20 protein-coding genes are annotated in these 22,609 nt (G+C 66.0%); 17 read left to right on the plus strand and 3 right to left on the minus strand.

Annotation, left to right across the window (positions count from 1 at the left end; all coding sequences use genetic code 11):
• Positions 1-60: 60 nt before the first annotated feature.
• From N5D20_RS10465 to N5D20_RS10475, 3 genes are all read left to right on the plus strand, one after another.
• A complete protein-coding gene (locus tag N5D20_RS10465; protein ID WP_004153175.1) occupies positions 61-342 on the plus strand; it encodes a YfhL family 4Fe-4S dicluster ferredoxin in 282 nt (93 codons plus the stop codon).
• Positions 339-2,069: a gamma-glutamyltransferase gene (gene ggt, locus N5D20_RS10470; protein WP_049434900.1), complete on the plus strand. Its 1,731-nt coding sequence runs from the start codon at positions 339-341 to the stop codon at positions 2,067-2,069. The genes N5D20_RS10465 and ggt overlap by 4 nt, the downstream gene beginning before the upstream one ends.
• 120 nt (positions 2,070-2,189) lie before the next feature.
• Positions 2,190-3,077, plus strand: a complete 888-nt coding sequence (locus N5D20_RS10475; RefSeq protein WP_197579222.1) for an MBL fold metallo-hydrolase — start codon at positions 2,190-2,192, stop codon at positions 3,075-3,077.
• An 85-nt stretch (positions 3,078-3,162) separates the two neighbouring features.
• Here the strand turns inward: N5D20_RS10475 and N5D20_RS10480 are convergent, their stop codons facing one another.
• Positions 3,163-3,456 carry a PsiF family protein gene (locus N5D20_RS10480; protein ID WP_197579221.1) on the minus strand — a complete coding sequence of 98 codons (294 nt, stop codon included), beginning with the start codon at positions 3,454-3,456 and terminating at the stop codon, positions 3,163-3,165.
• Between the two features lie 123 nt (positions 3,457-3,579).
• On the opposite strand from N5D20_RS10480, the gene N5D20_RS10485 reads away from it, so the two are divergent.
• On the plus strand, positions 3,580-3,948 hold the full coding sequence (locus N5D20_RS10485) for a metalloregulator ArsR/SmtB family transcription factor (protein ID WP_197579226.1): 369 nt from the start codon (positions 3,580-3,582) through the stop codon (positions 3,946-3,948).
• Positions 3,920-4,399 carry an SRPBCC family protein gene (locus tag N5D20_RS10490; protein ID WP_049434910.1) on the plus strand — a complete coding sequence of 160 codons (480 nt, stop codon included), beginning with the start codon at positions 3,920-3,922 and terminating at the stop codon, positions 4,397-4,399. Before N5D20_RS10485 ends, N5D20_RS10490 begins: the two co-directional genes overlap by 29 nt.
• 59 nt (positions 4,400-4,458) lie before the next feature.
• Here N5D20_RS10490 and upp read toward each other — a convergent pair whose 3' ends face one another.
• Entirely contained in the window at positions 4,459-5,091 is a 633-nt protein-coding gene (gene upp, locus N5D20_RS10495; RefSeq protein WP_005409099.1) for a uracil phosphoribosyltransferase, read from the minus strand.
• A gap of 168 nt (positions 5,092-5,259) precedes the next feature.
• On the opposite strand from upp, the gene N5D20_RS10500 reads away from it, so the two are divergent.
• From N5D20_RS10500 to N5D20_RS10525, 6 genes are all read left to right on the plus strand, one after another.
• The gene (locus tag N5D20_RS10500) at positions 5,260-7,821 is read left to right on the plus strand and encodes a TonB-dependent receptor (RefSeq protein WP_197579220.1); all 2,562 of its coding nucleotides are present in this window, start codon (positions 5,260-5,262) and stop codon (positions 7,819-7,821) included.
• Positions 7,821-8,936 carry a phytase gene (locus tag N5D20_RS10505; RefSeq protein WP_197579219.1) on the plus strand — a complete coding sequence of 372 codons (1,116 nt, stop codon included), beginning with the start codon at positions 7,821-7,823 and terminating at the stop codon, positions 8,934-8,936. Before N5D20_RS10500 ends, N5D20_RS10505 begins: the two co-directional genes overlap by 1 nt.
• A gap of 14 nt (positions 8,937-8,950) precedes the next feature.
• Positions 8,951-10,300, plus strand: coding sequence for a metallophosphoesterase family protein (locus N5D20_RS10510; RefSeq protein WP_279914383.1), 1,350 nt, complete (start codon positions 8,951-8,953; stop codon positions 10,298-10,300).
• A gap of 10 nt (positions 10,301-10,310) precedes the next feature.
• Entirely contained in the window at positions 10,311-10,925 is a 615-nt protein-coding gene (locus N5D20_RS10515; protein WP_197579217.1) for an inorganic diphosphatase, read from the plus strand.
• A gap of 89 nt (positions 10,926-11,014) precedes the next feature.
• On the plus strand, positions 11,015-12,430 hold the full coding sequence (locus N5D20_RS10520) for a deoxyribodipyrimidine photo-lyase (protein WP_197579225.1): 1,416 nt from the start codon (positions 11,015-11,017) through the stop codon (positions 12,428-12,430).
• 139 nt (positions 12,431-12,569) lie between these two features.
• Positions 12,570-13,265, plus strand: a complete 696-nt coding sequence (locus N5D20_RS10525) for an OmpA family lipoprotein (RefSeq protein WP_008267948.1) — start codon at positions 12,570-12,572, stop codon at positions 13,263-13,265.
• Positions 13,266-13,595: 330 nt separating this feature from the next.
• Here the strand turns inward: N5D20_RS10525 and N5D20_RS10530 are convergent, their stop codons facing one another.
• Positions 13,596-14,627 carry a LysR family transcriptional regulator gene (locus tag N5D20_RS10530; protein ID WP_005409107.1) on the minus strand — a complete coding sequence of 344 codons (1,032 nt, stop codon included), beginning with the start codon at positions 14,625-14,627 and terminating at the stop codon, positions 13,596-13,598.
• Positions 14,628-14,774: 147 nt separating this feature from the next.
• Here N5D20_RS10530 and N5D20_RS10535 point away from each other — a divergent pair, with 147 nt between their 5' ends.
• The 6 genes from N5D20_RS10535 to N5D20_RS10560 all read left to right on the plus strand — a co-directional run bounded on the left by N5D20_RS10535 (position 14,775) and on the right by N5D20_RS10560 (position 22,587).
• Positions 14,775-15,002: a hypothetical protein gene (locus tag N5D20_RS10535; RefSeq protein ID WP_010484401.1), complete on the plus strand. Its 228-nt coding sequence runs from the start codon at positions 14,775-14,777 to the stop codon at positions 15,000-15,002.
• Positions 14,999-15,769 (plus strand): SDR family NAD(P)-dependent oxidoreductase, encoded by a 771-nt coding sequence (locus N5D20_RS10540; RefSeq protein WP_049400332.1) that lies wholly within the window; start codon positions 14,999-15,001, stop codon positions 15,767-15,769. The genes N5D20_RS10535 and N5D20_RS10540 overlap by 4 nt, the downstream gene beginning before the upstream one ends.
• Positions 15,770-15,860: 91 nt before the next feature.
• A complete protein-coding gene (locus tag N5D20_RS10545; RefSeq protein ID WP_032128263.1) occupies positions 15,861-17,087 on the plus strand; it encodes an efflux RND transporter periplasmic adaptor subunit in 1,227 nt (408 codons plus the stop codon).
• A 112-nt stretch (positions 17,088-17,199) separates the two neighbouring features.
• The gene (locus N5D20_RS10550) at positions 17,200-20,370 is read left to right on the plus strand and encodes a multidrug efflux RND transporter permease subunit (RefSeq protein ID WP_054171484.1); all 3,171 of its coding nucleotides are present in this window, start codon (positions 17,200-17,202) and stop codon (positions 20,368-20,370) included.
• A 64-nt stretch (positions 20,371-20,434) separates the two neighbouring features.
• On the plus strand, positions 20,435-21,172 hold the full coding sequence (locus N5D20_RS10555) for an SDR family oxidoreductase (protein ID WP_043399260.1): 738 nt from the start codon (positions 20,435-20,437) through the stop codon (positions 21,170-21,172).
• Positions 21,166-22,587, plus strand: coding sequence for an efflux transporter outer membrane subunit (locus N5D20_RS10560; RefSeq protein ID WP_197579216.1), 1,422 nt, complete (start codon positions 21,166-21,168; stop codon positions 22,585-22,587). Before N5D20_RS10555 ends, N5D20_RS10560 begins: the two co-directional genes overlap by 7 nt.
• The last annotated feature ends 22 nt before the right edge of the window (positions 22,588-22,609 follow it).

The following is a 22,609-nucleotide window of genomic DNA, read 5'->3' on the forward strand; positions in this document are numbered from 1 at the left end:
CGGCCCGCGCGCCCGCGCTGGCCGGTCCTTTGTCCCAGGGCGCGGGCGAGGAGTATCGCCGTGTCGCTGAAAATCAACGAGCTCTGCGTCAACTGCGACGTATGCGAGCCGGCCTGCCCGAACCAGGCCATTGCGATGGGTGAAACCATCTACGTGATCGACCCTGCGCGCTGCACCGAATGCGTGGGTCATTTCGACGAGCCACAGTGTGTGGTCGTCTGCCCGGTCGAGTGCATCGACCCGGACCCGGAGATCGTGGAAACGGAAGACCAGCTGCTGGCCAAGCTGCGCCAGCTGCAGCACGATCACCCCGAACTCTACGCGGAGCCCCCATCCGAATGAAGACGCTGATCGTCCGCCCCCTGTTGCTGCTCGGCCTGCTGCTGAGCCCGATGGCCTGGGCCGACAGCCCGTCCCGCGCCGAGCGTCCTGACGGCGCGGCCATTGCCAGCGGCCACGCACTGGCCACCCAGGCAGGTATCGATATCCTGGCGCAGGGCGGCAACGCCTTCGATGCTGCGGTGGCGGTATCGTCCACGCTGGCGGTGGTCGAGCCGATCAGTTCCGGCCTCGGCGGTGGCGGCTTCTTCCTGCTGCATGATGCGGCCACCGGCAAGGACGTGATGCTGGACGCGCGCGAGACCGCGCCGGCCGCGGCAACCCCGCAGGCCTTCCTCGACAAGCAGGGCAACCTGGACCGTGATCGTTCGGTCAACGGTGCCTGGTCGGCGGGTATTCCCGGCCTGCCTGCAGCGTTGGTCGAGCTGTCGGCCAAGCACGGCAAGCTGCCGTTGTCGGCTTCGCTGCAGCCGGCGATCCGCATCGCGCGTGAAGGCTTCCCGGTGTACGACCGCATGGCCAAGGGCTATGCGTCGCGCCGAGAAGTGATGGAGCGCTATCCCGGCACGCGCGAGGTCTACCTGCGCAACGGCAAGCCGATCGCCACCGGTGACCTGTTCAAGCAGCCGGAGCTGGCACAGACGCTGGAGCGCCTGGCCGCGGGTGGCTTCGATGGGTTCTACAAGGGCCAGACCGGAAAGCTGTTGCTGGCCGGCGTGAAGCAGGCTGGCGGCAAGTGGAGCGCCGAAGAGCTGGCCGGCTACCGGGTGAAGCAGCGCGAGCCGATCGTGTTCAACTACAACGGCTGGAAGATCACCACCGCGCCGCCGCCGTCGTCCGGTGGCATCGCACTGGCCAGCATGCTGCAGATCCTGGAAGGCTGGGACATCAGGAAGATGGACCCGGCGCACCGTACCCACCTGGTGGTGGAGTCGATGCGCCGCGCGTACCGCGACCGCACCTTCTTCCTCGGCGATCCGGACTTCGTGCAGATCCCGCAGAAGGTGCTGACCAGCAAGGACTACGCACAGGGCCTGCGCGCTACCATCCATCCGGAGAAGGCCACGCCCAGCGACCTGCTGTCGGGCAATCCGACCCCGCTGGAAGACGACGAGACCACGCATTTCTCGATCATCGACCGCGACGGCAACCGCGTCGGCGCCACCCAGACCGTCAACCTGCTGTACGGCTCGGGGTTGATTCCCAAGGGCACCGGCGTGCTGCTGAACAACGAGATGGACGACTTCGCGCTGAAGCCGGGCACGCCCAATGCGTTCGGCGTGATGGGCTACGAGGCCAATGCGCCGAAGCCGGGCAAGCGCATGCTCAGCTCGATGACCCCGACCTTCATGGAGAACGCCGACAAGGTGGTGGTGCTGGGCACCCCGGGTGGCAGCCGCATCATCACCATGGTGCTGCTGGGCATCCTCGGCTACGACGACGGCCTGGATGCGCAGCAGGTTGCCGCGCTGCCGCGCTACCACCACCAGTGGCTGCCGGACCTGATCGAAGCCGAGGACGATGCGTTCGACGCGGCGACGGTGAAGCAGCTGCAGGCGATGGGTCACAAGATCGACCTGCCGGGCAATGTGGCCGCAGGCGGCCGCGGGTCCAGCCATGTGTGGGGCAACCTGCAGACCGTGGAATGGGACCGCAAGGCGAACAAGCTGTTCGGCGGCAGCGACCCGCGCAATCCGGTGGGCAGTGCCCAGGTCGTCCCGGCGCGCTGATCCGGTCGTGCCGGCTGCTGGCCGGCAATCCGGCTGATTATCGAAACCCCGCCTTTGCCGGCGGGGTTTTCTGTTTCCCTTCTAGCGATTATTTAACGAGCCGGCGCCGATAATCGACACATGAAACTCTGGTCAATTCGTGGAAACTCGCAGCGCCTCGATGGCGGCGCGATGTTCGGCAACGCGCCGCGCGCGTTGTGGGAAAAATGGGCGGCACCGGACGAGCTCAATCGCATCGAGCTGGCCTGCCGTGCGCTGCTTGCCAGCCCGCTGGAAGGCAAAACCGTGCTGTTTGAAACCGGTATCGGCGCGTTCTTCGACCCGCGCATGCGCGAGCGCTACGGCGTGCAGGAAAGCCAGCATGTGCTGATCGATTCGCTCCGCGAAGCCGGCTTCGAGCACGAGGATATCGACGTGGTGGTGCTCAGCCACCTGCACTTCGATCATGCCGGCGGCCTGCTGGCGGCGTGGAGCGAAGGGCGTGAGCCCGAGCTGCTGTTCCCCAACGCAACCTATGTGGTCGGCGCGCAGCATTGGCAGCGCGCCGTGCAGCCACACCCACGCGACCGCGCCAGCTTCATTCCGGAACTGCCGGGCCTGCTGCAGGCCAGTGGCCGGCTGGAAGTGGTGGACGGGGAGTACTCGAAGGCGCTCGGCCGCAGCGTACGCTTCAGCTACAGCGACGGGCATACACCGGGGCTGATGCTGGCCGAGATCGTCGGTCACGCGCATGCCGGCGAAAGTGCGAACGGTGGCGTGGTGTTCTGTGCCGACCTGATCCCGGGGCGCTCATGGGTACACGTGCCGATCACCATGGGCTACGACCGCAATGCCGAGCTGCTGATCGACGAAAAGCGGCAGTTCCTTGAAGACAAGCTGGCGCGCAACGTGCGGCTGTTCTTCACCCACGACCCGCAGGTTGCGCTGGCGCAGCTGGGCAGGGATGACAAGGGGCGTTTCGTGACCCTGCACGAACAGGGCGAGCTGAAGGCACGCGCCCTGGGGTAATGGAAAGGCCGGGCAATGCCCGGCCTTTCACTGATGGCGGTATGTCCACGCCATGCGTGGACGGTGTTTTATCCGGATGCGACCATTACGGCGCCTTCAGGCAACTGCTCATGAAGGTCTTGCGCGCGTCACCCGCCAGTTTCTTCGTGCCGGCATCGGCGTTGCATTTGCGCATGCGTTCCTGCGGCGTTGTCGCGGCCTTCGTCTCGGCGGCATGGCCGCTGAGGCAGGAGCTCTGTGCAGTCTTGTAGGCATCCCCCTTCAAGCCCTTGTTCTTGGCTGAGCATTCGGCCATGCGCTGCTGCTGCGGAGTGGTGGCATTGGCAGCCAGGGGTAGGCCGACCAGCAGGACGGCGGCCAGCAGGAAAGAGGCTTTCATCGGGAGCTCCAAGGGTGGCGGGTGCGCGGAGCATTCGCTTCCCGCCTGCAAGGCCACGTGAAGAACCACGCCATTGCCGCGCCTGCTTGCGGCAACGTTCAGATCGGCGTATTACTTAGCCATATGGGTAAGTATGATCCAGCCATTCAGGACGTCTTCCAGGCATTGGCCGACCCGACCCGGTGCGCGATCGTGGCTGTGCTGGGGCATGGGCCGCGCACGGTGTCGAGGCTGGCCGAGCCCTTCGAGATGGCCTTGCCCTCGCTGATGAAACATCTGGCCGTGCTGGAGCGCAGCGGCGTGGTGCGCAGCCACAAGCGGGGGCGCGTACGCACCTGCGAACTGGTGCCGACGCGGCTTGGGGAGGCCGAGCAGTGGCTGGCCGAACAACGTGCCGTATGGGAAGCGCGCGCCGACCGCATGGTCGATTTCGTTGAAACCCTTCACCGACAGGAGCAGGCCCATGGCCGTAGACGCAGGCAACAACCCTGACACCGATCTGGTCATCAGCCGCGTGCTGAATGCACCGCGTGCCGCCTTGTGGCGGGCGTGGACCGACCCGGAACTGCTGCGCCAGTGGTGGTGCCCGAAACCGTGGACCACCGAGGTGCGCGCATTCGACCTGCGCCCCGGTGGCGCCTTCCACACCTTCATGCAGGGTCCGGACGGCGGCAGCAGTGACAATCCGGGCAGTTTCCTGGAAATCGTGCCGCAGCAGCGCCTGGTGTTCACTTCGATGCTGGGCGCAGGCTGGCGACCGCAGTCACCCTGGCTGGGCTTCACCGCCGTCATCACGATGGAGGATGACGGGCAGGGCTGCCGCTACACCGCGCGGGTGATGCACCCGGACAAGGCCCTGCGTGACCAGCATGAGCAGCTGGGCTTCTTCGACGGCTGGAACACGGTCATCGGCCAGCTGGAAGCCTTCGCGGCCGGCCTGTAGGCCGCGCTTGGGGTCAGATCCCTTCCGCTGTGAAAGGATGCTGACCCCGGTTCGCCGTATCAGCCGACGCGGGTACCGAAGATACGGTCACCGGCATCGCCCAGGCCTGGCAGGATGTAGCCCTTGTCGTTGAGCTGGGCGTCGATGGCCGCGGTGTAGATCTCCACGTCCGGGTGCACGGCCTTGACCGCCTCGATGCCTTCCGGCGCGGCCACCAGGAAAATGCCCTTGATGCGGCGGGCGCCGGCACGCTTGAGCATGTCGATGGTGGCGATCAGCGTGCCGCCGGTGGCCAGCATCGGGTCCAGGATCAGCGCGTCGCGCTCTTCCAGGCGGCCGGTCAGGCGCTCGAAGTAGGGCACCGGCTGCAGGGTTTCCTCATCGCGCTGCAGGCCCACCACGCTGACGCGGGCGGCCGGGATCAGCGACAGCACGCCGCTGAGCATGCCCAGTCCGGCACGCAGGATCGGCACCACCGTGATCTTGGCGCCGGCAATGCGCTGCACCGTGACCGGGCCGGCCCAGCCGGGCAGGGTGTGTGGCTCGGTGTCCAGGTCGGCGGTGGCCTCGTAGGCCAGCAGCGTGCCCAGCTCGTTGGCCAGTTCGCGGAAATCCTTGGTGCTGAGCGCAGCATTGCGCATCAGGCCGATCTTGTGCTGCACCAGCGGGTGGCGCACTTCGACGATCTTCATGGTCGGGAAGGGGGAAAAGGAGAGAGGGCGCCATTTTGCCGGATTGGCGTGTCGAATCCCAAACCGGGCCGGAGCCGCCGTACATGAAATGTGCAGATGCATGTCACGGCCATGCAACCTTGCGGACATACCGTGCAGACCCATTCTTAACAGGAATGGGGATTCCCAGTGCATATCAAGACTCCGTTGGCCGTTGCCATCACCCTGACCCTGGCGATGGGGGCCGCAGCACCGCTGCATGCCGCCGGGCAGCAGGCGGTAGCCGCCACCGGCGCCGTGGCTGCCGACGCGGTCGACCTGGACCGCATCGAAGTGCGCGCCCAGCTCGAATCGCAGATCCGCGCGGTCGACCTCAAGCGCAGCAGCGACGCCATCGAAGACGCGGTGTCCTCCGATGCCCTGGGCCAGTACCCGGACAAGAACGTGGCCGAGTCGCTGCAGCGACTGCCGGGCATCAGCGTCACCCGCGACCAGGGCGAGGGCCGCTTCGTGGTCATTCGTGGCCTGGATGCCAATCTCAACAGCGTCAGCGTGGATGGCATCGCCATCGGCACGCCGGAGGATTCCAGCCGTGCCGCGCCGCTGGACGTGATCCCGTCCGACTCCACCGAACGCCTGCGCGTGGTCAAGTCGCCGACCCCGGACATGCCCGGTGATGCCATCGGCGGCGCCGTGCTGGTGGAATCGGCCTCGGCCTTCGACCGCGACGGTCGCAGCCTGCGTGGCAAGATCGAAGGCAGCCACCAGCAGTTGTCCGGCGAGACCAGCCCCAAGGCCGCCTTCAACTACAGCGAAGTGTTCAACGACACCTTCGGCGTGGCCCTGGGCGTGAACTACCAGAAGCGGAAGTTCGAGTCGGACAACACCGAAGTGGAGTATGACGGCGAGGATGACGCCGCACCTGGCGACGTCACCGCGATCAACCTGCAGCACCGCAAGTACGAGATCGAGCGCAAGCGCATCGGCGCCAACCTCAACCTCGACTGGCGCCCGAACGAAGACAGCAAGTACTACCTGCGCACGCTGTACAGCCAGTTCGACGATGCCGAAACCCGCCAGCGTGTGATCTTCAACTTCGACGACGCCAAGATGGTCAAGACCGGCACCGACCAGTACCGCCTGGATGGCATGCCGAAGGATTCCATCGACAAGCGCATGCGCTACCGCACCAAGAAGGAAAACACCTTCGCGGCCAGCCTGGGGGGCGAGAACAAGCTGACCAACGCCGTGGTCGACTACAGGGTTGGCTACACCCGTACCGAAGAGCGCGTGAATGACGAGATGGAGGCGCGCTTCAAGCTCAACGGCAAGGCCTTCAACGGCACCTTGGACCAGAGCAGCCGCCTGCCCAGCTACAGCTTCGACAATCCGCAGTGGCTGGACAACAGCAACTACGCGTTCGACCGCTTCGTGCTTTCGCCCAAGCAGGTGAACGACAAGGAGCACAGCGCGCAGGTCAACGTGCGCTTCGACGGCGACAGCAGCAGCATCAAATTCGGCCTGCTGGGCCGCTGGCGCGACCGCGACGTCAATGTGGATGAGCGCGAACTGCGTGTCGGCCCGAAGGTGGCGCTGTCGAGCTGGAGCACCTCCTCGCCCGAACACCGCCACGGCAACCTGGGTGATGGCATGGATTCGACCGCGATGCGTGCCTTCTGGGCGGCCAATGGCGGCCAGTACAGTGCCCGTCCGCAGGACGTCGGTGGCAACGCGATGACCTCGCTGGAAGAGGACTACGTGGCCAGCGAAGACATCTTCGCAAGCTATGCGATGGGCACCTGGGACATCGGTGCACTGCGCATCATCGGCGGCGTGCGCGTGGAGAACACCCAGTTCAAGGCGACCGGCAACCAGGTGGACGTGGCGGCCAACGGCCGCAGCTTCACCGTCACCCCGCGCGTGGCCAACAGCAGCTACACCAACGTGCTGCCGGGCCTGCACCTGCGCTACGACGCTGCAGACGACTGGGTGCTGCGCGCCTCGGCCAACAAGACCGTATCGCGCCCCTCGTTCGGTGACATTTCACCGCGCGTGGGCTACAGCCGCGGTGACGAGGAAGTGCGCCTGGGCAATCCGGAACTGGATCCGTACGAATCGAAGAACATCGACCTGTCGGTGGAGAAGTACATCGGCAGCAGCGGCATCGTTTCGCTGGGCCTGTTCCACAAATCGATCGATGGCTACATTGTGGAAACCGTGCGTACCAATGATCCGGCCTACGGTGGATTCGACGTGACCCAGCCGATCAATGGTCGCAAGGCCACCGTGCGTGGTGCGGAATTCAACTGGCAGCAGCAGCTGGCCTTCCTGCCGGACGGTCTTGATGGCCTGCTGGTCGGTGCCAGTGGCACCTGGCTGGATACCGAGTTCGATGCTGGCATCAAGGACCGCCCAGGCGAGGACTTCACCCTGCCGCGCGCCTCCAAGCACGTCTACAGTGCCCACATCGGCTATGAGAAGTACGGTCTGAGTACGCGGCTGGCGGCGGTGTACCGCAGCGAGTACCTGGACAGCATCGGCAAGGGCCGCGCCTTCGACATCTACGTCGCGCCGAACACCCAGCTCGACTTCTCGCTGGACTACAAGTTCACCCCGCGCGTGAGCGTGTACTTCGAAGCGCAGAACCTGCTGGACAAGCCATTGGAGCTGTACCAGGGCACCCGTTCGCGCACCCTGCAGATGGAAGAGTACGGCCGCACCTATGCGCTGGGCCTGAAGGTGGCGCTGTGATGGGGCGTGGCATTGCTGTCCTGGCCGCGGCGCTGGCCACCACGCTGGTTGCTGGCTGCACGCCGGCCACCGGCAACGATCCGGTTGCGGGAGCGGCCGCGCCGGCCGCCAGTGGCGAGCGCGTGGTGACCACCATCGCCGAAGCCTTCCTGTCACCAATGACCCCGGCCGACAACATCGACTCGCCGGCGGCCTGGCGCGCGCCGGACGGCGCGCTGTGGCTGATCGCCACCGCCAAGGCCACCGACAAGCTGGTGGTCTACGACGGCAGCACCGGGCAGCACCTGCGTGACGTCGGCAGCAGCGGTACCGCACCGGGGCAGTTCGACCGCCCAAACGGCATCGCGGTGATCGACGATCTGCTGTGGATCGTGGAGCGCGACAATCATCGCGTGCAGGTATTGAGCCTGCCGGACTTCGCACCGCTGGCGACGTTCGCTGCGGAGGACCTGCGCAAGCCGTACGGGCTGTGGGTCGACCGCCTTGCCGATGGCTACAGCGTCTACGTCACCGATTCCTGGGACAACGGCGAGGATGCGCAGGGCCGTGACATCCTGCCGCCGCTGGCGGAACTGGACAAGCGCGTGCGCCAATACCACGTGAGCCGCGACGATGCGAAGGTCGAGGCGAAGCTCGTCGCCAGCATCGGTGACACCAGCGAAGCCGGTGCACTACGCGTAGTCGAATCGATCTGGGGCGACCCGGACAACGACCGCCTGCTGATTGCCGAAGAGGACGAGAGCTACGCCAGCGAGTTCAAGGTCTACACCCTGTCAGGTCGCTTCACCGGTACCACCTTCGGCCGCGACGTGTTCAAGGCCCAGGCCGAAGGCGTGACCCTGCGCACCTGCGGCAAGGATGGCTGGTGGATCACCACCGAACAGGGCAAGCAGCGCAGCGTGTTCCACCTGTTCGACCGGCACACGCTGAAGCCGGTCGGCGCGTTCCAGGGCAATGCCGTGGCCAACACTGATGGTATCTGGATGATGCAGCAACCCAGCGCGCGCTTCCCGCACGGTGCGCTCTATGCCGTGCACGATGACCAGGGCGTGGTGGCGTTCGACTGGGAGAGCATCGCCAAGCAGCTGGCGCTGCCGCTGGAGTGTGGCGCATGAGCGGGCACTGCGTGATGCGCACGCTGGCGCTGGGCTTGCTGCTGGCGTTGCCGTCACTGTCGTTCGCAGCGGCCGAACCGAATACTCAGGTGGCGGCGGGTAGCCGCCACTACGCAGCAACGACGGTACCTGACCGCATCGTCGCCTCGCCGGCGGTCGATCCCAGCCATGGATTCGCTGTCGCCTGGCGTACCGATGGCAGCGTGCAGGCACCGCTGCTGGAAATCGCCCTGGCCGCTGATTCACCGGCCATCGAGGGCATCCGCCAGGTGCGCGCAACGACCCGTGCGCTGCAGACCGAGAACGGTCTGTCGCATCATCATCGCGCCGACATCAGCGGCCTGCAGCCGGATACCCAGTACGTCTACCGCGTGCAGGGCAATGGCAGCTGGAGCGCCTGGAACCAGTTGCGCACGCTGGCCGCCGCCGACCAGCCGCTGACCCTGCTGTACTTCGGCGATACCCAGAACAAGAACGTCAGCCATGTCAGCCGGGTAGTGCGTGCCGCGCAGAAGGCCGCACCGCAGGCACGCATGAGCCTGTTTGCCGGCGACCTGGTCAGCGGCGGCGACAACATGGATGACAGCGAGTGGGGAGAGTGGTTTGCTGCTACCAGCTGGCTGGCGCAGGAAACGCTGGTGGCCCCGGCCATCGGCAACCACGAGTATTTCGAGGAGTTCGAGGACACCCCGCAGGAACGCCGCGTGCTGGGCAAGCATTGGCCGGTGACGTTCGCGCTGCCGGGCAATGGCGCCAGCGCCGCACAGCAGACCAGCTACTGGTTCGATGCGCAGGGCGTGCGCGTGGCCGTGGTCGATGGCACTTCGGCACTCGACCTGGGCACCGCCAAGGCACAGGCACAGTGGCTGGACAAGGTACTGGGCGGCAATCCGCAGCCGTGGACCATCGTGCTGCTGCACCAGCCGTTCTACTCGCCGCGCGAAGGACGCGAGAACGCCGCGTTGCGTGACCTGCTGCTGCCGGTGGTACGCCGCCACAACGTCGACCTGGTGCTGCAGGGCCACGATCACACCTATGGTCGCCGTGGTGAAGGGCAGGCCGCGACGCCGCAGTATGTGGTCACCGTGGCGGGGCCGAAGCAGTATCGCCTTTCCGACGAAGCGCGCAGGACGATGGACCCGGTGGCTGAGGACACCCAGTTGTTCCAGGTGTTGAACATCGACCCGCAGCACCTGCGCTATGAAGCGCGCACCGTGACCGGCCGTCTCTACGATGCCTTCGAACTGCGCCGTGATGCCAAGGGTGGCAAGCAGCGCACGGAGCTGACCGAAGGCCGCATCACGCCACGCGGCTGCCCGCGCGCGCAGACCGCCAAGGGTCGTGCCGACCGCTGCTGGGAATGAGGACGCACCGATGACCACGCCCCGTCGCATCCTTCCGCACGCTGCCATCGGCGCCGCCCTGCTGTTGCTGGCCAGTGCAGTGACCGCCGCCGATACCGTGCTGCATCCGTTCCTGGTGGCGCAGCCGAAGCAGGCCCCGCAGGAGGTGAATCTGGCGGTGGAGATTCCGGCCGGCAGCTTCACCAAGTACGAGATCAAGGACGATGGCCTGGTCCATGTGGACCGTTTCCAGTCGATGCCGGTCGCCTATCCGGCCAACTACGGTTCGATGCCGCGCACCCTGGCCGGTGACAACGATCCGCTGGATGCACTGGTGCTGACCCGCGAACCGCTGCATCCGGGCGTGATCGTGCGCTTCCGGCCGATCGGCTACCTGAAGATGATCGACGGCGGCGAGCACGACGAGAAGATCATCGGCGTGCCGACCGACAAGGTTGATCCGAGCTACGCCAACATCCGCGATCTGGCCGATCTGCCAGAGATCGAACGGCAGCGCATCGAGGCCTTCTTCCGGGTCTACAAGGACCTGCCGGCGGGGCGCAACCCGGTACAGTTCAACGGATGGGGCAACGCCGCCGAGGCGCGCGCGCTGATCAGTGAAGCGATGGAGCGATTCAAGCAGTAGACCCACGCCACGCGTGGATGGCCGGGCGCGCGCATCTCCTTCACCGCCGCTGGCTATCATGTGCGCCTTCCACAATGAAGGCGGTGCATGTGTCGGTAGCGTTGGTATGGTTTCGCCGTGATCTGCGGCTGCAGGACAATCCGGCCCTGCAGGCCGCGTTGGATGCCGGTCACGACGTGGTGCCGGTCTACATCCATGCGCCGCACGAAGAAGGCGAGTGGGCGCCGGGTGCCGCCTCCGATGCGTGGCGGCACCGTTCCCTGGCGGCATTGGATACCGACCTGCGCGCCCGGGGTTCCTCGCTGGTGCTGCGCAGCGGTGACAGCTTGCCGACGCTGCAGGCCCTGATCGAGCAGACCGGCGCCGAAGCCGTGTACTGGAACCGCAAGTACGAACCTGCCACCCAACCACGCGACGCCACCATCAAGCGCACGCTGCGCGAGCAGGGCATCGACGCGCAGAGCTGCAATGGCAGCCTGCTTTTCGAGCCGTGGGATATCGCGACCCAGCAGGGCCAACCGTACAAGGTATTCACGCCGTACTGGCGCAACGTACTCAGTCATTGGCGCCTGCCTTCGCTGCATGCCGCACCGAAGGCACTGGCGGCACACGCGGTCGACAGCCTCGCACTGGATGATCTCCAGCTGGCACCGACGCTGGACTGGGATACCGGCTTCTGGGAGCACTGGCAGCCGGGCGAAGCCGGTGCGCTGGAGGCGCTGTCGGTGTTTGAGGATGGCGCGTTGCGCGGTTACCGTGAGCAGCGCGACCTGCCGGATCGCGTGGGCACCTCGCGAATGTCGCCGCACCTGCATTTCGGCGAGATCGCGCCGTGGCGTATTGCCCATGCGCTGGAAGGCCTGCGCAGTGCGGGCACTGACGCCGACATCGACGGCTATCTGCGGCAACTGGGCTGGCGTGACTTCGCTTACCACCTGCTGCATCACTTCCCGAAGACGCCGACTGACAACCTCAATCCGCGTTTTGACCGTTTCCCGTGGGCCAAACCGAGTGCAGCGCAGCTGCACGACTGGCAGCGCGGCAACACTGGCGTGCCGATCGTCGACGCCGGCCTGCGCGAGCTGTGGCACACCGGTTACATGCACAACCGGGTGCGGATGATCGTGGCCAGCTATCTGTGCAAGCACCTGCGCGCGCACTGGCTGCATGGCGCACGCTGGTTCTGGGACACCCTGGTCGATGCCGACCTGGCCAACAACACGATGGGCTGGCAATGGGTGGCTGGGACCGGTGCCGATGCCGCGCCGTACTTCCGTGTGTTCAACCCAGTCACCCAGGCCGAGAAGTTCGACCCGCAGGCCCGCTACATCAGCCGCTGGGTGCCCGAACTGGCGGCGCTGCCGGTGAAGGCGCGCTTCGCGCCGTGGCAGCATCCGCTGCTGCTGGCGGCGCATGCCCCGGGCTATCCGCGTACGCCGCTGGTGGATCTGGCGGCTGGCCGCGATGCCGCGCTGGCTGCCTACCGGCAGTCAGGAGCGGGGTAAAGTGCGGGTTGAGTGATCCGGTCAGTTAGCTGAACGCGGCCCTGTCGGCGTGCCCGATCATCATTCCGGCATCGCATCGGGCTGTTTATTCTCTTTGCGCCCGCAGGCCGCCGGCCGACCGGAAACCAAGGAGAACCTCATGATCCGCAACACCACCCGCAACGTCGCATTGGCCCTGATGAGTGCGGCCGTCCTGTCGGCCTGCGCCACCGGCGGCTCCTACGTACAGAGTGACCAGTACGGCAACCCGACCGAGCAGCAGAACCGCACCGGCCGCAACGCACTGATCGGTACCGCCATCGGCGTGGCCGCCGGCCTGCTGACCGGCGACAGCGCCACCGAGCGCCGCCAGCATGCCCTGATTGGTGCTGGTATCGGCGCGCTCAGCGGCGCCGCGGTCGGCCAGTATCAGGATCGCCAGGAACGCGCACTGCGCGAGCGCACCGCCAACACCGGCATCGATGTGCAGCGCCAGGGCGACAACATCATGCTGAACCTGCCGGACGGCATCACCTTCGACTTCGGCAAGGCGACCCTGAAGCCGCAGTTCTACGGTTCGCTCAACGGCGTGGCAGGCACCCTGCGCGACTACAACCAGACCATGATCGAAGTGGTCGGTCACACCGACAGCATCGGCAGCGACGCGGTCAACAATCGCCTGTCGAAGGAACGCGCCGACTCGGTCGCGCAATACCTGATCGGCCAGGGCGTGCAGAGCGTGCGTATCGAAACGCTTGGCGCCGGCAAGTCGTACCCGATTGCCGACAACAGCACCGATGCCGGCCGTGCAAAGAACCGCCGCGTCGAAATCCGTGTGATTCCGCTCAAGCAGTAACGCTACGCGTTACTGCTTGAGCCGTTCCGGCCATCGGCCGGAACGGAAATGCCGCCCTTGCAGGCGGCATTTTTGTGGGTGCCGAGCATTGCTCGGCACGCCGATAGCGCCTGTAGAGCCGAGCCACGCTCGGCTACCTCTTCTGGTAGATGCCAACTTTGGTCGGCGCCGTTCGAAAGGCAGTCGAGCATGGCTATGCCGGTCGTCCTGACCGGCACCCGTCGGGCCGTCGCAAGCGACGTTGGTAGCGGCTCCTGCCGCTACCTTCGACGCTACAGAAAGCGGCATCGCGCGCTCGGGTAGATCCACGCCATGCGTGGATACCCTCGGTCATGCCGCCGAAGCGGCCACCTTCTCCAGGATCCGCTTGCCGCTGCTTTCCAGCGCAGCGTCTTCCTTTTCTTTCTGCTGCTGTGCCAGCTTCGCGCCCGGGCATTGCGCCAGCATGTAGTTGGCGTCGAAGTTGAGCTTCTCGACCAGGAAGTCGACGAACGCACGCACCTTCGGCGAGACCAGGCGGCCACCGGCGAACACGGCGTTGAAGTCCACTTCCGGGCCGGTCCAGCCGGCCAGCACGCGGCGCACCATGCCCGATTCAACGAACGGCTTGGCCATCACGTCGCCGGTCAGCAGCAGGCCTTCGCCGCACACCAGCGCACCATTGAGCGCAGACATGTCGTTGGCGGTCATCAGCGGGGTAACAGGGAAGTCGCGCAGCTCGCCGCCGTTCTCGCCCAGCTGCCAGGTGAAGCGCGGCGAGTTGCCGGTGTGGTACGGCTTGCGCATCGCCAGGATGCGATGGAACTGCAATTCTTCCGGATGCAGCGGCTCGCCATAACGTTCGATGTAGGCTGGGCTGGCGAACACCTGCGTGCGCAGGCTGCCGAGCTTGCGCGCGACCAGATTGGAATCGGGCAGGGCACCCACGCGCAGCGCCAGATCGGCTTCGCCGGCAATCAGGTCCAGCTTCTCGTTGCCCATATGCATGTCCAGGCGGATCTCTGGATACTGGGCATGGAACTGGCCCAGCAGCGGCGCAATCCAGGTGATGCCGATCGAGTAAGGCACAGTGAAGCGCAGCCAGCCACGCGGCCCGGACTGCAACTGGCTCACTGCGCTCTCGGCTTCTTCAAGCTCGCGTGCGATGCGTTGGCAATGTTCGTGATAGATCGAACCGGCTTCGGTCAGGCCGAGGCGGCGCGTGGTCCGGTGCAGCAGGCGCGCACCCAGGCGCGTCTCCAGTTCCTGCACCTTGCGGCTGACCGTGGTCTTGGGCAGGCCGAGCGATTTGGCAGCGGCAATGAAACTGCCTTGCTCGACCACTTTGACGAAGATCAGCGTCTCGTTGAGATCGTGGGACATGGTCTGGGATCCTGGACGTCGGGGATGGCACAATCGTGACAGAACGATTGGACCGGGAGCGGGATGATTATTCCCCTTAATCAGGACTAATCAAGTAAAGGTTTGAGGTCTATCGTGGCGCCATTCGTTAATTGGAGCCCGTCCGCCATGAGCCTGCGCAACATTCTTGCCCGTCTCCGGAACGCCGGCCAGAGCAGCCTGGACCTGGCAATGACCGTTGAAGTCCGCCCGAGTTCCTTGGTACACAAGGACTTTCGTGAGTTTACCGCGCCCATGCGTCAGCAGCGTGGCGGTGCCATCCGCCTGGTCCCGCACAAGGGCGACCGGCTGCGTCGAATCGGGACTATCCCGGATTTGGGAGGAAATGTCCCGTGAATGGGATGCTGACGCCCGAAGTCCTGGTCCTCGGCGGCACCGGTGCCGTCGGCCAGGGCGTGGTTGGTGCATTGCTGGAAGCCGGCAGCCCGGTGCTGGTGGTCGGTCGCGATCCGGGCCGGCTGGCGGCGCTGCATGAGCAGTTCGCCGACGAGCCGGGCCTGGAGACGCTGCTGGGTTCGCTCAGCGATGACGGCTCGGCGCGCGCACTGGCCGAACGCATCGCGCATCGCCCGCGTCCGCTGGCCGCCGTGATCGCCGCAATGGGTGGTCCTTACCGTCGCGGCCGGGTGACCGACCGCAATGGCGATGAACTGCTGGGCGCGATGCAGGCCGACCTCATGCCGCACGTGCACGCGGTGCGTCATCTGCTGCCGCTGCTGCAGGACAACGTGCATGCGCGCCGCTACGTGATGATCGGCAGCCCGGCCAACGCCAAGCCATGGGCGGGCTACGGCGAGACCTCGATCACTACTGCCGCGCTGCGCATGTACGCGCAGGTGGTGCACCAGGAAGCGCAGGCGCTGGGCGTGCGTGCGCAGATGCTGGAAGTCTGCAGCCCGGTGTGTACGCCTGCCAACGCGGCCAATGCCTGCATCGAGTGGCCCAGCTCGCTGCTGGTCGGCCGCCGCGTGGTCTCCCTGCTTGATGGCTGCCGCGACAACCGCGCCATCGTCCGCTGCGACAGCAGTGATGCCGAATTGCCGCGCGGCCTGCTGCACCTGGACGTTCCTCCCCTCTGGCGCGATACCGCGGGCGTCGCTTGACCTCGACCATGGTTGAGGTCGCAGGATACGCCGCCTGTTTTTGCAACACGTTCTCATCTAGCTGTACCACCCCTCCGTACGGATGCATGCCATGACTTCCCCCAATTCCACTCCACATCGTTTCGGCCATCGCATTGCGATGGTCGGCGTGTCGATCCTCGCCGCCGCCGTGCTTGCGGCCTGCAGCGGCGGCCACGCCGAAGAAGCCGGTGCGCCGCCGCCGCCGCAGGTCAGCGCTGCGCCGGTGCTGGTCAAGCAGGTCAGCCAGTGGGACGAGTTCAGCGGCCGCGTCGAAGCGGTACAGAGCGTTGAACTGCGCCCGCGCGTGTCCGGCTACATCGACAAGGTCAACTATGTCGAAGGCCAGGAAGTGAAGAAGGGCGAAGTGCTCTTCACCATCGACGCGCGCAGCTACCAGGCCGAGTACGATCGCGCCGCTGCCGAACTCGCCCGCGCCCGCACCCAGGCCACGCTGGCCCGCAGCGAATCCGAGCGTGCCAAGCGCTTGTCCGAGCAGCAGGCCATTTCCACCGAGACGGCCGAGCAGCGTCGCGCTGCAGCCGACCAGTCCGGTGCCGCCGTGCAGGCGGCGCAGGCTGCGCTGGATGCGGCCCGCCTCAACCTGGAGTTCACCAAGGTGCGTGCGCCGATCGACGGCCGTGCCGGCCGCGCGATGGTCACCGCCGGCAACCTGGTCACCGCCGGCGACAGCGCCAGCGTGCTGACCACGCTGGTCTCGCTGGATACCGTCTTCGTCTACTTCGATGCCGATGAAAGCACCTTCCTGCGTTACGCCCAGATGGCACGCAAGGGCGAGCGCCCGAGCGAGCGTGACAGCGATCTGCCGGTGAAGGTCGGCCTGTCCGGCGAAGAGGGCTACCCGCATTCGGGCAAGGTCGACTTCCTCGACAACCAGGTCGCCCGCAGCACCGGCACCATCCGCGTCCGCGCGCTGCTGGACAACGCCGATCGCCAGTTCACGCCAGGCCTGTTCGCCCGCGTGCAGCTGCTCGGCAGCGGCCAGTTCCAGGCCCTGCTGATCGACGAGAAGGCTGTTCTGACCGACCAGGATCGCAAGTACGTGTACGTGGTCGACAAGGATGGCAAGGCCCAGCGCCGTGACATCCAGCTCGGCCGCACCGCCGATGGCCTGCGCATTGTCGAGCACGGCCTGGCCGCCGGCGACAAGGTGATCATCGACGGCGTGCAGAAGGTCTTCATGCCGGGCATGCCGGTGCAGGCCAAGGCGGTGGCGATGCAGCCGCAGGCCGCGCCGCCGGCACCGGGCCGCGATGCGACTGCCGCACTGAACCACTGATCCGCGTCCCCGCTTAGCTGCCGGCGCCAGCGGCAGCCGTTCCTGCCTTCGTCAAAGTGACGAGGGGCAGGCCGGCTGTTGCCCGCCGAACGCCTTTCCCAGGAATTCCTCCATGGACTTTTCCCGTTTCTTCATCGACAGGCCGATCTTCGCGGCGGTGCTGTCGATCGTGATCTTCGCCGCAGGCCTGATCACGATTCCGATCCTGCCGATCAGCGAGTACCCGGAAGTGGTGCCGCCGTCGGTGGTCGTGCGCACGGTGTATCCGGGCGCCAACCCCAAGGTCATTGCCGAGACCGTCGCCACGCCGCTTGAAGAGGCCATCAACGGCGTAGAAGGCATGATGTACCTGAAGTCGGTTGCCGGCTCGGACGGCGTGCTGCAGATGACCGTCACCTTCCGCCCGGGCACCGACCCGGACGCGGCGGCGGTGAAGGTGCAGAACCGCGTGGCGCAGGCGCAGGCGCGTCTGCCTGAAGACGTGCGCCGCCAGGGCGTGACCACGCAGAAGCAGTCGCCGACCTTCCTGATGGTGGTGCACCTGACCTCGCCGCAAGGCAAGTACGACACCCTGTACCTGCGCAACTACGCGCGCCTGCACGTCAAGGATGCGCTGGCGCGTATTCCGGGCGTGGGTGACGCGCAGATCTTCGGTGGCGGCGACTACGCCATGCGCGCCTGGCTGGACCCGGACAAGGTGGCCTCGCGCGGCCTGACTGCCAGTGACGTGGTGCGCGCCATGCGCGAACAGAACGTGCAGGTCTCGGCCGGCCAGCTCGGTGCCGAACCGCTGCCGAACAGCCAGTTCCTGACCCTGATCAATGCCCAGGGCCGCCTGAAGACCGAAAAGGAATTCGGCGACATCGTGCTCAAGAGCGGTGTGGACGGTGAGATCGTACGCCTGGCCGATGTGGCCCGTCTGGAACTGGGTGCCGGTGACTACACCCTGCGCTCGCAGCTGGATGGCAAGAATGCCGTCGGTATCGGTATCTTCCAGTCGCCGGGTGCGAATGCGCTGGAGATCCGTGACCAGGTCATCTCGACGATGGACGAGATGCAGAAGGCCATGCCGGCCGATGTGAAGTACGAAGCGGTGTATGACACCACCATCTTCGTGCGCGACTCGATCAAGGCCGTGGTCTCCACGTTGCTGGAAGCCATCGCGCTGGTGGTGCTGGTGGTGATCCTGTTCCTGCAGACCTGGCGTGCCTCGATCATCCCGTTGATCGCGGTGCCGGTGTCGGTGGTCGGTACCTTCGCCGCGCTGTACCTGCTGGGCTTCTCGATCAACACGCTGAGCCTGTTCGGCCTGGTACTGGCGATCGGCATCGTGGTCGACGACGCGATCGTGGTGGTGGAAAACGTCGAACGCAACATCGAGGAAGGGCTGTCGCCCACCGCGGCGGCACACCAGGCCATGCGCGAGGTGTCCGGCCCGATCGTGGCGATCGCGCTGGTGCTGTGTGCCGTGTTCGTGCCGATGGCGTTCCTGTCCGGTGTCACCGGCCAGTTCTACAAGCAGTTCGCGGTCACCATCGCCATTTCCACGGTGATCTCGGCGATCAACTCGCTGACCCTGTCGCCGGCCCTGGCCGCGCGCCTGCTAAAGGCCCACGGTGCCCCGAAGGACGGCCCGAGCCGCCTGATCGACCGCCTGTTCGGCTGGGTGTTCCGTCCGTTCAACCGCTTCTTCAAGTCCAGCTCGGAGAAGTACGAGCGTGGCGTGGCCCGCATCCTCGGCCGTCGTGGCGCGGTGTTCGTGGTCTACGCGATCCTGCTGGTCGGTACCGGCGTGATCTTCAAGCTGGTGCCGCCGGGCTTCATCCCGACCCAGGACAAGCTGTACCTGATCGCGGGTGTGAAGCTGCCGGAAGGCTCGTCGATCGCGCGTACCGATGAAATGCTGCGCAAGGTCGCCAAGATCGCCCAGGAAACCGATGGCGTGGCCCACACCATCTCGTTCCCGGGTCTGAACGCGCTGCAGTTCACCAATACGCCGAACACCGGTGTGGCGTTCATTCCGCTCAAACCGTTCGCCGAGCGCCATGGTCGTACCGCCGCGCAGATCAACGCCGAGATCAACCAGAAGATCGCTGGCCTGCAGGAGGGCTTTGCCTTCGCGATGATGCCGCCGCCGATCCTCGGCCTGGGCAACGGCAACGGCTACCAGATGTTCATCGAGGACCGTGGCAACCTGGGTTACGGCGCGCTGCAGAATGCCGTGCAGGCGATGCAGGGTACTGTTGCGCAGACGCCGGGCATGGCCTTCCCGATTTCCAGCTACCAGGCCAATGTGCCGCAGCTGGATGCCGAGGTCGACCGCGTCAAGGCCAAGGCACAGGGCGTGCAGCTCACCGAACTGTTCGACACCCTGCAGACCTACCTCGGCTCGGCCTACGTCAACGACTTCAACCAGTTCGGTCGTACCTGGCAGGTGATCGCCCAGGCCGACGGTCCGTACCGCGAGACGGTCGAGGACATCGGCAAGCTGCGCACCCGCAACGACCGCGGCGAGATGGTGCCGATCGGTTCGATGGTCACCATCAAGCAGACCTTCGGCCCGGACCCGGTGCTGCGCTTCAATGGCTATCCGGCGGCTGACCTGGCCGGTGAAGCCGACCCGCGCCTGCTGTCTTCCGCCGAGGCGATGAACAAGCTGACCGAGATCGCCGGCAAGGTGCTGCCGGTAGGCATGACCACCGAATGGACCGACCTGAGCTATCAGCAGGCGACCCAGGGCAAGGCGGCCTTCATTGTCTTCCCGGTGGCGATCATGCTGGCCTTCCTGGTGCTGGCTGCGCTGTACGAGAGCTGGTCGCTGCCGCTGGCGGTGATCCTGATCGTGCCGATGACCCTGCTGTCCGCGCTGTTCGGCGTGTGGTTGACCGGTGGTGACAACAACGTGTTCGTGCAGGTTGGCCTTGTGGTGCTGATGGGATTGGCGTGCAAGAACGCGATCCTGATCGTCGAGTTCGCCAGAGAGCTGGAAATGGGCGGCAAGGGCATCGTTGAATCGGCACTGGAAGCCTGCCGCCTGCGTCTGCGCCCGATCGTGATGACCTCCATCGCCTTCATTGCCGGCACCGTGCCGCTGGTGCTGTCGCATGGTGCAGGTGCCGAGGTGCGCTCGGTGACTGGTATCACCGTGTTCGCCGGCATGCTGGGCGTGACCCTGTTCGGCCTGTTCCTGACCCCGGTGTTCTACGTGGCACTGCGCAAGTTCGTCACCCGCAACGGTGGTGGCCAGCTGGTGCAGCACGGCGAGCCGACCATCCACCACTGACATGGAACCCCGTCGCCGCCGGTCACTGGCCGGCGGTGGCTTCCCCCTCACAAGGCAAGAATCCATGAACACCCATCAGAACAAGATCGCGCTGGTCACCGGCGCAACCCGCGGCATCGGCCTGGAAACCGTGCGCCAGCTGGCGCAGGCCGGCGTGCACACGCTGCTGGCCGGGCGCAAGCGCGAGACCGCCGTCGAACTGGCACTGAAGCTGCAGGCCGAGGGCCTGCCGGTGGAAGCCATCCAGCTGGACGTGACCGATGCAGCCAGCATCGCCGAAGCGGTCGAACAGGTACGCCAGCGCCATGGGCGCCTCGACATCCTGGTCAACAACGCCGGCATCATGATCGAAAACCCGGCGCAGGCGCCGTCGGAGCAGTCGCTGGATACCTGGAAGCGCACCTTCGACACCAACGTGTATGCACTGGTGGCGGTCACCCAGGCGTTCCTGCCGCTGGTCAAGCAGGCCAAGTCCGGGCGTATCGTCAACGTGTCGAGCATGCTCGGCTCGCAGACCCTGCACGCCGACCCGGCGTCGGGCATCTACGATTTCAAGGTGCCGGCCTACAACGCCTCCAAGGCAGCGGTGAACAGCTGGACCCTGAGCCTGGCCTACGAACTGCGCAATACCCCGATCAAGGTCAACACCGTGCATCCGGGTTACGTGAAGACCGACATGAACGGCGGCAACGGCGAAATCGAAATCAGCGAAGGCGCACGTTCCAGCGTGGAAATGGCGCTGATCGGTGAATCCGGCGCCAGTGGCAGCTTCACCTACCTGGGCGAGGTGCTGCCATGGTGATCCGCACGTTGGCGATGGCCGTCTCCAGCCTGGTGCTGGCAGGCTGTGTCAGCGTCGGCCCGAACTACAAGGCTCCGATGCAGGAGCCGGTGGTCCTCCAGAGCGCACAACAGCCGGTGTTCAGTACCGTCTCGCCGGTCGCCAGCTGGTGGGCGCAGTTCGATGATCCGGTGCTGGAACAGCTGGTGCATGGCGCACTGTCGGACAACCTGGATCTTCGCGTGGCCGTGGCCCGCGTCAGCCAGGCCCGCGCGGTGTTCGTCGAAAGCCGCTTCGACCAGGCGCCGCACATCACCGCAGGCGGTAGCTACGACCGCCGCAAGCAACCCGATCCGCAGCTGGGTGGGCAGCGGGTGTTCAGTGAAAGCTACCAGCTCGGCTTCGATGCCGGCTGGGAGCTGGATCTGTTCGGCCGCAAGCGCCGTGCTGCAGAAGCCGCGCGCGCCGACCTCGACGCAGAGCAGGCCAACCTAGCCGACGCGCAGGTACTGATCGCTGCCGAAGTGGCGCGCAACTACTTCGAGCTGCGCGGCACGCAGAAGCGCATCGCCGTGGCCCAGCACACCCTGGTCAATCTGCGCGAGACGCAGAAGCTGACCGAGGCGCGCTGGGAGCTGGGCGCCGGCAGTGAGCTGGACGTGCAGAGCAGTCGTGCGCGGCTGAAGGCGATCGAGGCCGATATCCCGCTGCTGGAAGTGGCCGAAACGCAGTCGCGCAATCGTCTGGCGGTTCTGCTGGGCCAGCGGCCGGAGACGCTGACCGCCATGCTTGCGCCGCACGAAGTGCCGGCATTCGCCAAGGCACTGCCGCTGGGCGATACCCGCGAGCTGCTGCGCCAACGCGCCGACGTGCGCGTGGCGGAGCGTCGCCTGGCGGCCGCGACCGCCCGCGTCGGCGTGGCTACGGCGGATCTGTTCCCGCGGTTGTCGCTGTCCGGCTTCGTCGGCTTCCTCGGCGGCGATGCCAGTGGCCTGGTCAATGGCAACAACAAGGCCTGGTCGCTGACCCCATCGCTGAGCTGGGCGGCATTTGACTTCGGTACCGTGCGTGCACGCCTGCGCGCCAGCAAGGCCGAGGCCGAAGGCGTGGCAGCACAGTATGAGCAAGCCGTGCTGCTGGCACTGGAAGACACCGAAAACGCGCTGACCCGCTATTCCAAGCAGCAGGCGCGGCTGGCGATCGTGGTCGAGCAGGCGCAGGCGGCACGCCGCGCTGAGTCGCTGGCGCAGATCCGCTACCGCGAGGGCTCGGAGGACTTCCTGACCCTGCTGGATGCGCAGCGCACGCAACTGGCGGCCGATGATGCGTTGGCGGCCGCCGAGTCCGAGGTCAACGTCAGCGTGGTGGGCGTGTACAAGGCACTGGGTGGCTGGGGGCAATCACCGCAGCCGCCGAGCGTGGCGCAGGTGGAGTAACCGCAGGGGACGGAAGCAGTGG

The sequence above is a fragment of the Stenotrophomonas sp. GD03877 genome, from assembly GCF_029840555.1.
GTDB classification, from domain to species: Bacteria; Pseudomonadota; Gammaproteobacteria; order Xanthomonadales; family Xanthomonadaceae; genus Stenotrophomonas; species Stenotrophomonas geniculata.